9 protein-coding genes are annotated in these 12,615 nt (G+C 72.3%); 2 read left to right on the plus strand and 7 right to left on the minus strand.

The window, feature by feature from the left end:
• Positions 1-18: 18 nt before the first annotated feature.
• A complete protein-coding gene (locus tag ACIRB4_RS27855) occupies positions 19-1,470 on the minus strand; it encodes a diaminobutyrate--2-oxoglutarate transaminase family protein (protein ID WP_403294950.1) in 1,452 nt (483 codons plus the stop codon).
• Between the two features lie 331 nt (positions 1,471-1,801).
• Between ACIRB4_RS27855 and ACIRB4_RS27860 the strand changes: the two genes are divergently transcribed.
• Together ACIRB4_RS27860 and ACIRB4_RS27865 are read left to right on the plus strand one after the other, a co-directional pair.
• Positions 1,802-2,977 (plus strand): trypsin-like serine peptidase, encoded by a 1,176-nt coding sequence (locus ACIRB4_RS27860; RefSeq protein WP_403294951.1) that lies wholly within the window; start codon positions 1,802-1,804, stop codon positions 2,975-2,977.
• A gap of 141 nt (positions 2,978-3,118) precedes the next feature.
• On the plus strand, positions 3,119-4,288 hold the full coding sequence (locus ACIRB4_RS27865) for a trypsin-like serine peptidase (protein WP_403294952.1): 1,170 nt from the start codon (positions 3,119-3,121) through the stop codon (positions 4,286-4,288).
• Positions 4,289-4,418: 130 nt separating this feature from the next.
• Here the strand turns inward: ACIRB4_RS27865 and hflX are convergent, their stop codons facing one another.
• From hflX to miaA, 6 genes are all read right to left on the minus strand, one after another.
• Positions 4,419-5,912 (minus strand): GTPase HflX, encoded by a 1,494-nt coding sequence (gene hflX / locus ACIRB4_RS27870; RefSeq protein WP_403294953.1) that lies wholly within the window; start codon positions 5,910-5,912, stop codon positions 4,419-4,421.
• A gap of 119 nt (positions 5,913-6,031) precedes the next feature.
• A complete protein-coding gene (locus ACIRB4_RS27875) occupies positions 6,032-7,522 on the minus strand; it encodes a M1 family metallopeptidase (RefSeq protein ID WP_403294954.1) in 1,491 nt (496 codons plus the stop codon).
• 208 nt (positions 7,523-7,730) lie between these two features.
• Positions 7,731-9,860: a RelA/SpoT family protein gene (locus ACIRB4_RS27880; RefSeq protein ID WP_403294955.1), complete on the minus strand. Its 2,130-nt coding sequence runs from the start codon at positions 9,858-9,860 to the stop codon at positions 7,731-7,733.
• Positions 9,861-10,091: 231 nt separating this feature from the next.
• Positions 10,092-10,976, minus strand: coding sequence for a diaminopimelate epimerase (gene dapF, locus ACIRB4_RS27885; protein ID WP_403294957.1), 885 nt, complete (start codon positions 10,974-10,976; stop codon positions 10,092-10,094).
• Between the two features lie 119 nt (positions 10,977-11,095).
• The gene (locus ACIRB4_RS27890) at positions 11,096-11,560 is read right to left on the minus strand and encodes a hypothetical protein (RefSeq protein ID WP_403294999.1); all 465 of its coding nucleotides are present in this window, start codon (positions 11,558-11,560) and stop codon (positions 11,096-11,098) included.
• A gap of 108 nt (positions 11,561-11,668) precedes the next feature.
• Positions 11,669-12,607 carry a tRNA (adenosine(37)-N6)-dimethylallyltransferase MiaA gene (gene miaA / locus ACIRB4_RS27895; protein ID WP_403294958.1) on the minus strand — a complete coding sequence of 313 codons (939 nt, stop codon included), beginning with the start codon at positions 12,605-12,607 and terminating at the stop codon, positions 11,669-11,671.
• Positions 12,608-12,615 lie beyond the last annotated feature (8 nt).

The raw sequence follows: 12,615 nt of genomic DNA on the forward strand, positions 1-12,615 counted from the left end.
TCCCGGGTTCGGTCCGGGTCAGTGGGACGGTCCGGTGGCGTTCCGGCGGTGCGCGGACCGGGGGCGCGGGGGCCGGCCGGGGCGGTGGGCGCGTTCGGCGGCGGCCAGGGCGTCGGCGAAGCGGTCGAGGACGGCTGCGGCCTGCTCGTCGGTGAGGGTGAGCGGGGGCAGGAGCCGGACGACTCCGGAGTGGCGGCCGCCCAGTTCGACGATGAGGCCGCGGCCGAGGCACTCCTGCTGCACGGCCACCGCGAGGGCCGGGTCGGCGGGCGGGGCGGAGGAGCCCGTTTCCTCGGCGTACGGGTCGACCAGCTCGACGCCGATCATGAGCCCTCGCCCGCGTACGTCGCCGACGCAGGGGTGCTCGGCGGCGAGGTTCCGCAGGCGCCCGAGCATCCTCGCCCCGAGAGCGGCCGCGCGTTCGGCGAGCCTGTTCTCCCGTACGTACGCGAGGGTGGCGGCCCCGGCGGCCATGGCGAGTTGGTTGCCGCGGAAGGTGCCCGCGTGGGCGCCGGGCTTCCAGGCGTCGAGTTCGCTCCGGTAGACGATGACGGCGAGCGGGAGGGAGCCGCCGATGGCCTTGGAGAGGACCATGACGTCGGGGACGATCCCGCTGTGCTCGACGGCCCAGAACGCGCCGGTGCGGCCGACGCCGGTCTGGACCTCGTCGGCGATGAGCGGGATGGAGCGCGAGGCGGTGATCTCGCGCATCCGGCGCATCCAGGTGTCGGGAGCGGGGATGACCCCGCCTTCGCCCTGCACCGGTTCGAGGATCATCCCGGCGGGGGTCGGGACGCCGCTCTTGGGGTCGTCGAGCAGGTTCTCCGTCCAGCGGGCGGCCAGCTCGGCGCCCTGGTCCCCGCCGACGCCGAAGGGGCAGCGGTAGTCCTGCGGGTAGGGCAGCCTGGTGACCCGTACGTCCGTGGCGCCGCCCGAGGCGTCGAGCGCTCCGGCGGTCATGCCGTGGTAGGCGCCGGTGAAGCTGAGCAGTCCGCCGCGTCCGGTGGCCGTGCGGACGAGTTTGAGGGCGGCCTCGACCGCGTCCGTGCCGGCCGGCCCGCAGAACTGGATGCGGGCGTCGTCGGCGAGTCCGGCCGGCAGCGTGGCGAACAGCTCCGTGGTGAAGGCGTCCTTGACCGGGGTGGCGAGGTCGAGGACATGGAGCGGGGCGCCGGAGTCGAGGACCTTCCGGACGGCCTCCAGGACCACCGGGTGATTGTGCCCGAGGGCCAGGCTCCCGGCGCCGGAGAGGCAGTCGAGGTAACGGCGCCCGTCCGCCCCCTCGATGGTCAGTCCCCGGGCGCGTACGGGCACGATCGGCAGCGACCGGGCGTAGGTGCGCGCCGCCGATTCGCGCAGCGACTGGCGGCGCAGGATGCCCTCATGGGCGCCTGTCCCGGTCGTGGTCCGCTCGCCCTCGGGCGCGTGCGCGGCCGGTGGTACGGCCGGAGCTGATTCGGTCAGGGCCACGGTTCGGTGTCCTCCCGCTGTAACGGTTGCGTTGCACATCGGTACGTCGCGCGACCGTGCGAACGCCGGCCCTGGACGCTGCCTCCGTGTCCCCCGTCCGTACCAACGACGAGGGATCGCGGGGATCACGGGCCGATCCCAAGTTCGTCGGACGGCCCGGATCACAGCCGGGCAACGGCTGCACGAGGGGCGGAACCGCGGACCTGCCGCACGCCGTCCCCTCCGGCACCGGCATCATGGGGGCCGCGCTTAGGCACCGGTCACGGCGCCGCCGCACTTCACCGCTGTTCACTCATGCACCAGTTGACGTAGTTCCCAGGGGGATCACGAGATGCGATCGATTCGTCCGCTGCTGGCCTCGGCAGCCGCCGTCGCGGCCTTGACGCTGACGGCGACGGCCTGCGGCCCGACCGAGGAGAACGCGGGGGACAAGCCCAGCGCTCCCGCCAGCCCGTCCGCCGGCGGCAAGATCACGATTCCGGACGATCTGAAGGACCGGCTCAAGGAGCGCGGGATCGATCTGGACAAGTGGCGGAACGGCGAGTGGAAGAACTGGGACCGCGACAAGTGGCTGCGTGAGGCCAAGGACTTCGTCAACCCGATCATCGAGGACCTCTGGGACCCGGACCGGATGCGGGATGCCGAGCGCCCGGACAGGCCGGTCGAGGAGGAGGACATCTCGGGCGACGAGGGTGTCACCGACCCGACCCCCGATCCGGTCAGCGCGAAGGCCGTGACGCCGCCGTACCACTCCAGCGCGCCGGAGGCGGGCAAGGTCTTCTTCGACGGTCCCGAGGGCTCGATGGTCTGCTCGGCCACGGTCGTGAAGGACCCGGCGAACCCGGGGAAGTCCAACATGGTCTGGACGGCGGGCCACTGCGTGCATGCCGGCAAGAAGGGCGGCTGGTACCGCAACATCGCCTTCGTCCCCTCGTACAACGACGGCGGCAAGCCGACCGTCCAGCTGGAGAACGCGACCCGCGAGGAAGTCGCGCCGTACGGCGTGTGGTGGGGCGACTGGGCGCAGACGTCCGAGCAGTGGATCTCGCAGGGCGCGGCGACCGGCGGTCAGGGCGCTCCGTACGACTTCGCGGTGATCCATGTGACGCCGGAGAAGGGCAGCACGGGCAAGTCGCTGGAGGAGACGGTCGGTGCGGCGCTCCCCGTGGAGTTCAACGCGCCCGCCACGTCGAAGATCGCGAGCATGAAGGCGACCGGCTACCCGGCGGGTGCGCCGTTCGACGGTCAGAAGATGTTCCAGTGCCAGGACAAGCCGGGCCGTCTGTCGGTGGTGGCCAAGCAGCCGACGATGTACCGGATCGGCTGCACCATGACCGGTGGTTCGTCCGGCGGTGGCTGGGTGGCCCAGGGCAAGGACGGGAAGCCGGCGCTGGTCTCGAACACGTCCATCGGTCCGGTGACGGCCGGTTGGCTGGCCGGTCCGCGCCTGGGCGCCGAGGCCAAGGGTGTGTACGAAGAGGTCAGCAAGAAGTACGCGGGCCGCTAGCCGGTCTTCGGTGCGGAGGCGGGGCCCCCGGGGTCCCGCCTCCCGCCGACGGGCATACTGTCCACCGCTAATGACGCGTCCATGGCAACCAATCCATGGCAGAGCCGGGGCGCGGGAAACATCCCAGGGGGATCTCAACTCATGCGTTCGACAAGACTCCTGCCGGCGTTCGCCGGCCTCGCCGTGGCGCTCTCGCTGACCGCCACCGCGTGCGGCCCGACCGAGACGGCGCCGGCGGCCGACAAGCCCGCCGCCGGGGCGACCGCCGCCGACCCCACCACCGGTGGCGGCGGCGCCACTCTGCCCAAGGACCTGGCCGACAAGCTCCAGAAGCACGGCGTCGACCTGGACAAGTGGAAGAACGGCGAGTGGAAGAACTGGGACAGGGACACCTGGCTCCGTGAGGCCGAGGACTTCGTCAACCCGGTGATCGAGGGGCTGTGGGACCCCGAGCGCATGCGGTCGGCGAAGAGCCCCGACCCGGCGATCACCACGGCGGCGGGCGCGGGCGGCAGCGACCCCGTGCCGCGGCCCGTCCGGGCCCAGCGCGAGAAGACTCCGTACCACCGCAACGCGGCGCCCGTCGGGAAGATCTTCTTCGACTCGCCGCAGGGTCCCATGGTCTGCTCCGGCACGGTCGTGAAGGACCCGCGCCGGCCCGGGAAGTCCAACCTCGTGTGGACCGCCGGGCACTGTGTGCACGCCGGCCAGCGGGGCGGCTGGTTCCGCAACATCACCTTCGTGCCCGCCTACAACGACCTCGGCAAGTCGGCGTCCTCCCTGAACAACGCGCAGCCGCACCAGGTCGCCCCCTACGGCCAGTACTGGGCCGACTGGGCGGTCACCTCGGGCGAGTGGATCCAGCGCGGTGGCACGAACCCCGCCTGGCCCTACGACTACGCCGTACTGCACGTGCAGCCGGAGCGGGGCAAGAAGTCGCTCGAGGAGACCGTGGGCGTCGCCCTGCCGATCGACTTCTCCGCGCCGACCACCGCCGAAGCCGGCACGATGGGCGCCTGGGGATACCCGGCCGCCCCGCCGTACAACGGTCTGATCATGCACAAGTGCCTCGACCGGCCGACCCGCCTGACGACCGCTCCGGCGACGCCGACCATGTACCGCATCGGCTGCACCATGACCGGCGGTTCCTCCGGCGGTGGCTGGATCCGCACGATGCCGAACGGCAAGGTGGCGCTGGTGTCGAACACCTCGATCGGCCCGGTCGGCGGCAACGGCTGGCTGGCCGGCCCGCAGCTGGGCCGTGGCGCCAAGGACGCGCACGAGATGGTCAGCAAGAAGTTCGCCCGCTGACCTCGCGTCACCGGTGGCCGGCCTTCTCGGCCGGTGTCCACGCGTAAAGGCCCCGCCCCCCTGCTCGGGGGGCGGGGCCTTTACGCGTGGGACCCGTTGAGCCGTGCGCGGCGACGCGCGGCGGGACCGGTCAGTGCGCGGCGGGAACGTACGGCATCAGGAACGCCGCCAGCTCCTCGTGCACCCGTGCCTTGACCAGCGTGCCCTCCGGCGTGTGCTCCTCGGAGAGCAGCTCGCCCTCGGCGTGCACCCGCGAGACGAGACCGCCCTCGGTGTACGGCAGGAGCGCCTCGATCTCGACCTGCGGCCGCGGCAGCTCGGCGTCGATGAGCGCGAGCAGCTCCTCGATGCCCTCGCCCGTACGCGCCGAGACGGCGATCGCGTGACGCTCGGCCCGCATCAGCCGCTGCAGCACGAGCGGGTCGGCCGCGTCCGCCTTGTTGACGACCACGACCTCCGGTACGTTCACCGCGCCGACGTCACGGAACACCTCGCGGACGGCGGCCAGCTGCTCCTCCGGGGCGGGGTGCGAGCCGTCCACCACGTGCAGGATCAGGTCGGAGTCGCCGACCTCCTCCATGGTGGAGCGGAACGCCTCGACCAGGTGGTGCGGCAGATGCCGTACGAACCCGACGGTGTCGGCCAGGGTGTACACCCGGCCGCTGGGCGTCTCGGCCCGGCGGACGGTCGGGTCGAGGGTGGCGAACAGCGCGTTCTCCACCAGCACACCCGCGCCGGTCAGCCGGTTCAGCAGGGACGACTTGCCGGCGTTGGTGTACCCGGCGATGGCGACCGAGGGAACCTTGTGACGGCGCCGCTCCTGCCGCTTGATGTCGCGGCCGGTCTTCATCTCCGCGATCTCCCGGCGCATCTTCGCCATCTTTTCGCGGATCCGGCGCCGGTCCGTCTCGATCTTGGTCTCACCGGGACCACGGGTGGCCATGCCGCCACCGCCGCCGCCACCCATCTGACGGGAGAGCGACTGACCCCAGCCTCGCAGTCGCGGCAGCATGTACTGCATCTGCGCGAGCGCGACCTGCGCCTTGCCCTCTCGGGACTTGGCGTGCTGGGCGAAGATGTCGAGGATCAGGGCGGTCCGGTCGACCACCTTCACCTTGACGACGTCTTCGAGGGCGATGAGCTGGCCGGGGCTGAGTTCACCGTCGCAGACGACGGTGTCGGCACCGGTCTCGAGCACGATGTCCCGCAGCTCACGGGCCTTGCCCGAGCCGATGAACGTGGCCGGGTCGGGCTTGTCACGGCGCTGGATGACGCCGTCGAGCACCAGGGCGCCCGCCGTCTCGGCGAGGGCCGCCAGCTCCGCGAGGGAGTTCTCCGCGTCCTGCACCGTGCCCGAGGTCCATACGCCGACCAGCACGACGCGCTCCAGGCGCAGCTGCCGGTACTCGACCTCGGTGACGTCCTCGAGCTCGGTGGAGAGGCCCGCCACGCGCCGCAGGGCCGCGCGCTCGGAGCGGTCGAACTGATCGCCGTCCCGCTCTCCGTCGATCTCGTGGCTCCAGGCGACGTCCTCTTCCATCAGGGCATCGGCCCGAAGGCTCTCGGTGCGGCTCGTCTCGGCGAAGCTCTGCTCGTCCTGGGAAGGGGATGAAGAGGAGGTCATTTGATCCTTTACGTCGATGGAAAGTCGTTGCGTCGATCACAACACGCGACGGCACGGAAAGATTCCCGGTCCGGCCGCGTCGCCGACCTGATGATGGTGACACGGCCGGACGGCGCGCGTCACCCCGGTTTCGCGGCGCTCGCGGGCTGCGGTGCCCGGCTGCTCCAGTCCGGGTGCCCGGGCATGGCCGGTGTCTTCTCCGCGTACAGCCAGCCGGCGAAGAAGGCGCTGAGATCGCGCTCCGCGATCTGGGAGGCGAGCGCGATGAAGTCGGCGGTGGTGGAGCTCGCGTCGCGGTGCTCGCTCACCCAGCGGCGCTGCAGGCTCTGGAAGGCGTCCCGGCCGATCTCCTGCCTGAGCGCGTACAGGACCAGGGCGCTCCCGTCGTAGACGACGGGCCGGAAGAGGCTGATCTTCTGGCCGGGCGAGGGCGGCTCGGGAGCGGCCGGAGGCCCTCCGGCCGCCCGCCACCCGTCGGAGGCCGCGTAGGCGGCCTTCATACGCCGCTCAAGGGACTGTTTCCCGACCTCCTCGGCGTACAGCGCCTCGTACCAGCTCGCGTGCCCCTCGTTGAGCCACAGGTCGGACCAGGTGCGCGGCGAGACACTGTTGCCGAACCACTGGTGGGCGAGCTCGTGGACCATGATCGAGTCGACGTACCACTCCGGATAGCCGGGTTCGGTGAGGAGTCTTCTCTCGAAGAGAGAGAGGGTCTGGGTCTCCAGCTGGAAGCCGGTCACGGCGTCGGCGACGAGCACCCCGTAGGTCTCGAAGGGGTAGCGGCCGACCTGGCGCTCCATCCACTCCATGTGCGCGGGTGTCCGCTTCAGCCAGGGCTCCAGGAGCTCCCGGTCGGCGGTGGGCACCACGTCCCGTACGGGCAGGCCGTGCGGTCCTGTCCGGTGGACGACGGTGGAGCGGCCGATGGAGACCTGGGCGAGCTCGGTGGCCATGGGGTGGGCCGTGCGGTAGGTCCAGGTGGTGGTGGCGCCGTTCTCGGCGCGGCCCGCCGGCAGGCCGTTGGCGACGGCCGTCAGGGTGCTGGGAGCGGTGATGCGGAAGGTGAAGTACGCCTTGTCGGCGGGGTGGTCGTTGGACGGGAAGACCCGGTGGGCGGCGTCGGCCTGGTTGGCCATGGCGAGGCCGTCGCCGGTGCGGACCCAGCCGCCGGTGCCCGCGGAGCCGCGGGGGTCGCTGGTGTGGGTGACCGCGATCTCCAGCGCGTCGCCTTCCTCGACCGCGTGTGCCGGGGTGATCACGAGGTCCTCGCCGCTGGTGGCGAAGTCGGCGTCGTCGCCGCCGACGGTGACGGCCGAGACCTCGCCGTGCGTGAAGTCGAGGTTGATCCGCTCCAGGTCGGCGGTGGCGAGCGCCGAGATCCGGGTGACGGCCGCGAGGGGCTCGGTGTTCCGGCCGGAATAGGTGAGGCCGATGTCGTACGACCGGACGTCGTAGCCGGGGTTGCCGAGGTGGGGGAAGAGCGGGTCCCCGATGCCGAGCGGCGGGGGCGGGGGGAGGGTGGCGGCGACGAGGCCGGCCGAGGCGGCGACCAGGACGGCCGAGCGGAGCCACCGCGCGCGTGGGGAGGTTTTCCGGGAGGTGAGCGGCATGGGCTACGGCTACCAGTGCGCGGGACCCTGCCCCCGGCGGCGCGCTCGTCCACCACCCGAAGGAGTCAGCGCCCGGCCGAAGGCGGCCGTCCCGTACGGCCGGCGCGGGCGCTGGCGTGGCGGGCGGGCGCTGGCGTGGTCGGCAGGCGCTGGCGTGGTCGGCAGGCGCGGCCGGTGTGTCCTGCGGGCCGGTCGGGGCGGCGCGGGCTCAGAGGTCGGGTGAGGCGGGGTGCTGCGCGCGGCTCACGTCGTACACGCCGGGCACGTCCCGCATGGCCCGCATCAGCGCGGGGAGGCCGGTGGCGTCGGGGAGTTGGAGGGTGTACGTGTGGCGGACGCGCTGTTCGCAGGGCGGTTCGACGGTCGCCGAGACGACGGCGACTCCGGCGGCGGCGATGGCCTCGGTGAGGTCGGCGAGGAGCCGGGGCCGGCCGAAGGACTCGGCGACGAGTGTGACGCGGCACTCCGCGGTGTCGCCCCAGTGGACGGTGACGGGTTCGCGGCCCAGTCGCCTCATGGCGTCGGCGGCGGCGCAGCCGGTCCGGTGGACGGTGACGGACCCGCCGCGTACCAGGAAGCCGGTGATCTCGTCGGGTGGTACGGGCGTGCAGCATCCGGCGGGCCGTACGGCGCCGGCCGTGGTCCCCGGCAGATCGGCCAGGAGCCTGGCGCCGGAGCGGCGGTCGGCCGTGACGGAGACGGGCGGGCGGGGATCGGCCGCCGGAGCCTTGGCGGCCTCCGGGTGCGCCTGGAGCCAGCCGGTGATCGCGATGCGCGCGGCGGGGGTACGGGCGTGGTCGAGCCACTCGGGAGAGGGCCCCGAGACCGTGTCCTGGGCCAGCAGTGGCTCAACGGTGTCTCCGTCGGCGAGCACGGTGCTCAGGGTCGCCAGGCGCCCGTTGACGCGCGCGCCCACGCAGGAGTGGGCTGCCTCGCCGTACTGCGCGTACGCGGCGTCGACGCAGGTGGCCCCGGCGGGCAGGCTGATCGTGCCGGGGGCGCTGCCGTCGGCCCGGAAGACGGTGATCTCCTGGTCCTCGGCGAGGTCGGCGCGCAGCGAGGTCCAGAAGGTGTCGGGGTCGGGCGTGGACTGCTGCCAGTCGAGGAGCCGGGAGAGCCAGCCGGGGCGGGTGGGGTCGGCGCGCTCACCGTCCTCGGCCGGTTCGGCGCCGTCCTGCGGTACGTACGGGTTGCCCAGGGCGACGACGCCGGCCTCGGCGACCTTGTGCATCCGGTGGGTGCGGATGAGGACTTCGGCGACGGCGCCGTCGGGAGCGGCGACGGCGGTGTGCAGCGACTGGTACAGGTTGAACTTGGGAGCGGCGATGAAGTCCTTGAACTCGGAGATCACCGGGGTGAAACAGGTGTGCAGTTCGCCAAGGACGGCATAGCAGTCGGCGTCTTCGCCCACGAGCACCAGGAGCCGGCCGAAGTCGCTGCCGCGCAGGTCGCCGCGCTTGAGCCGGACGCGGTGGACGGAGACGAAGTGCCGCGGCCGGACGAGGACTTCGGCGGTGATGCCGGCCTCGCGCAGGACCGTGGAGACGCTGTCGGCGATGGCGGCGAGCGCGTCTCCGGCGCCGGCGTTCTCCGCGATGAGGGCACGGGTGTTCTCGTACTCCTCGGGGTGGAGGATCGCGAAGACCAGGTCCTCCAGCTCGGTCTTGAGGGCCTGGACGCCGAGCCGTTCGGCGAGCGGGATGAGGACGTCACGGGTGACCTTGGCGATCCTGACCTGTTTCTCGGGCCGCATGACACCGAGGGTGCGCATGTTGTGGAGCCGGTCGGCGAGTTTGATCGACATGACGCGGACGTCGTCGCCGGTGGCGACCAGCATCTTGCGGAAGGTCTCCGGTTCGGCGGCGGCGCCGTAGTCGACCTTCTCCAGTTTGGTCACACCGTCGACGAGGTAGGCGACCTCGTCCCCGAACTGTTCGCGCACCTGATCCAGGGTCACCTCCGTGTCTTCGACGGTGTCGTGGAGGAGGGAGGCGGTCAACGTGGTGGTCTCGGCGCCGAGTTCGGCGAGGATGAGGGTGACCGCGAGCGGATGCGTGATGTAGGGCTCGCCGCTCTTGCGGAACTGGCCTCGGTGGGAGGACTCGGCGAGGACGTACGCCCGGCGCAGCACGGCCAGGTCGGCGTCGGGGTGGTGGGCGCGGTGCGCGTCGGCGACGTGGCCGATGGCGTCCGGCAGGCGGCCTCGTGCGGTCGGACCGAGCAGAGCGGCGCGCCCCAGCCTGCGGAGGTCGATCCTCGGGCGGGCGCGCCTGCGGCTGGGAGCGTCGGGGGCGTTGGCCTCTGCCGCGCTCACAGGATTGGTGGCCTCTGCACTCATGGGGCACCTCCGGCGACGTCGACCGGCGGAGGGCGGGCAAGGCGTGCCTGCCTGGCCGGTGCTTGATGCTACCGAGCCCACCACGCGGCGCAGTCACGCTCTCGCCCAGCGTGAAGCGGATCACCCATTCGAGCGACAGATCAGTCGTTGACTGTTTCGATTCCGGGACTTTTTCGATTCTGGTTCCGGCCGGTCCACGGTCGGCCGGAACCAGATCGCCGCTCGCGGTCCTCAGGCCGTGGTGGCGGTCGCCAGCCAGGAGGGGTCGATCGTGCCCTCGGCGACGATGACGGCGGGCCCGGTCATCTCGATCTCGCCGTCGGGGTGCTCGGTGATGATCAGCGTGCCGCCGAGGACGTCGACGGTGTACGTGGCGGGCGTCCCGCTCTCGGCCGGGTCGACGCCGTCCCGGCGCGCGGCGGCCACGGCGACGGCGCAGGCGCCCGTGCCGCAGGAGCGGGTCTCGGAGGATCCGCGCTCGTGCACGCGCATGGCAACGTGGCGGGGGCCGCGGTCGGCGACGAACTCGATGTTCACGCCTTCCGGATAGACCTCGGCCGGGGCATACGGCGGCTCGGTGAACAGGTCGCCCGCGTGGTCGAGGCTCTCGACGAAGGCGACGGCGTGCGGGTTGCCCATGTTCACGTTGCGGGCGGGCCAGCTGCGGCCTTCGACGGTGACGGTGACCCCGTCCTCGGGGAGCACGGCGCGGCCCATGGAGACGGTGACGGAGCCGTCCTTGTCGAGGTGGACCTTCTTGACCCCGTCGCGGGTGGCGATGGCGATCTCACCGGCCGTGACATGCCCGGCGTGCTCCAGATAGCGGGCGAAGACCCGCAGGCCGTTGCCGCACATCTCGGCGACCGAGCCGTCGGCGTTGCGGTAGTCCATGAACCATTCGGCTTCGCCGGCCATCGCACGGGCCTCGGGGTGGGCGGCGCTGCGGACGACGTGCAGCAGCCCGTCGCCGCCGATCCCGGCGCGCCGGTCGCACAGCCGTGCGACGAGGTCGGCGGGCAGCTCGACGGCGTTGTCGGTGTCGGGGACGATCACGAAGTCGTTCTCGGTCCCGTGGCCCTTGAGGAAGGGCAGCGGCGATGTCTGCGTGCTGGTCACGGGATCAACTGTACGGGTCGGGTACGACAGGCGCCTCGACGGTCCACGGAGCGGGCGGGGCGCGTCGGGCACTGTGCCGGGCCGGCGGAGGGGGCGGGGCGCGTGGGGCGCCCAGCGGGTCAGCGCAGGCGGGCGACGCGCCAGACCGCCAGAGCCACCAGGAGCGCGCTGACGCAGACGTACAGAGCCATCACGCGCCAGTCCGGGCGTTCGCCGGAGCCCCGGGACGGCAGGCCGGGCCAGGTGTAGCCCACCTTGCGGGCGGCCATCATGCCCCAGCCCGCGGCGCAGGAGCTGATGAGCAGCCCCAGCATGGCGACGACGGCGCCGCCCTCCCCCGAACCGAATGCCAGCGGAAAGGCGAACATCAGGGAGCCGACGGCGGCGAGGCCCACGATGGGCGCGAGCTGCCAGATCCGCAGACGGCCCTGCGGCCGCAGCTCGACCTCGACCTCGTCGGCGTCCACCTCCACGGAGGTGCCCTGGGCGTCGTCGGGACCGTCCGGGGTCAAACCGGGCGCGTCGCCCGGGGTTTCCCCCCGGGCCGCGCCGTGCTGCTCTGTGTCGCGAGGGCCGGCCTCCATCGCCACGCGCCCTCCCAACTCGGACTCCACTTGGTCGATCGATGCTCGATGATGGCACGCTCCCGACCGTTGGAATGACGGGCGTGGCGTCCCGATGCCATCACGTGATCAGGCTGTAACCGCTCGTTCGACCAACGTCAGCGCCTCTCGCGGGAGTTCCCCGCGGTGTTCCGCCGCGCCGCTCAGCCAGTGGACGCGCGGGTCGCGCCGGAACCACGAGTCCTGACGGCGCGCGAAGCGCTTGGTGGCGCGCACGGTCTCGGCGCGCGCCTCGTCCTCGGTGCACTCCCCCGCGAGCGCCGCGAGCACCTGCTGGTATCCCAGCGCACGGGCGGCTGTGCGCCCCTCGCGCAGTCCGCGCGCCTCCAGCGCGCGGACCTCGTCCACGAGCCCGGCCTCCCACATCCGGTCCACGCGCGCGGTGATCCGCTCGTCGAGCTCGGGCCGCTCGACGTCCACGCCGATCTGGACCGTGTCGTAGACCGAATCCGGCCCGGGCAGATTGGCCGTGAACGGCTTGCCCGTGATCTCGATGACTTCGAGCGCCCGGACGATGCGCCGCCCGTTGCTGGGCAGGATCGCGCGCCCCGCCTCGGGGTCCGCGGCCGCCAGCCGGGCGTGCAGGACCCCGGAGCCCCGCTCCTCCAGCTCGGCCTCCAGCCGGGCCCGTACGGCGGGGTCGGTGCCGGGGAACTCCAGCGCGTCGATGGCACCGCGTACGTACAGGCCGGAGCCCCCGACCAGGACGGGGGTGCGGCCGGCGGCGAGGAGGCGGTCGATCTCGGCCCGGGCGAGACGCTGGTACTCGGCGACGCTCGCGGCCTCCGTCACGTCCCAGATGTCGAGGAGGTGGTGCGGGACGCCGCCGCGCTCTTCGAGCGTCAGCTTGGCGGTACCGATGTCCATCCCTCGGTAGAGCTGCATCGAGTCGGCGTTGACGACCTCACCGCCGAGCTGCTGGGCGAGGAAAACGCCCAGATCGGACTTTCCGGCCGCTGTAGGACCGACGACGGCGATGACCCGCGGGGCGGGAGCTGCACTTCTCACCGCCCCAG

The organism is Streptomyces sp. NPDC093600 (assembly GCF_044764755.1).
Taxonomy (GTDB): Bacteria; Actinomycetota; Actinomycetes; order Streptomycetales; family Streptomycetaceae; genus Streptomyces.

Coding starts and splice junctions, on each gene's coding strand:
- ACIRB4_RS27860 (WP_403294951.1), top strand. CDS start 1,802: ATGCGATCGATTCGTCCGCTGCTGGCCTCGGCAGCCGCCGTCGCGGCC.
- ACIRB4_RS27865 (WP_403294952.1), top strand. CDS start 3,119: ATGCGTTCGACAAGACTCCTGCCGGCGTTCGCCGGCCTCGCCGTGGCG.
- hflX (WP_403294953.1), bottom strand. CDS start 5,912: ATGACCTCCTCTTCATCCCCTTCCCAGGACGAGCAGAGCTTCGCCGAG.
- ACIRB4_RS27875 (WP_403294954.1), bottom strand. CDS start 7,522: ATGCCGCTCACCTCCCGGAAAACCTCCCCACGCGCGCGGTGGCTCCGC.
- ACIRB4_RS27880 (WP_403294955.1), bottom strand. CDS start 9,860: ATGAGTGCAGAGGCCACCAATCCTGTGAGCGCGGCAGAGGCCAACGCC.
- ACIRB4_RS27890 (WP_403294999.1), bottom strand. CDS start 11,560: ATGGAGGCCGGCCCTCGCGACACAGAGCAGCACGGCGCGGCCCGGGGG.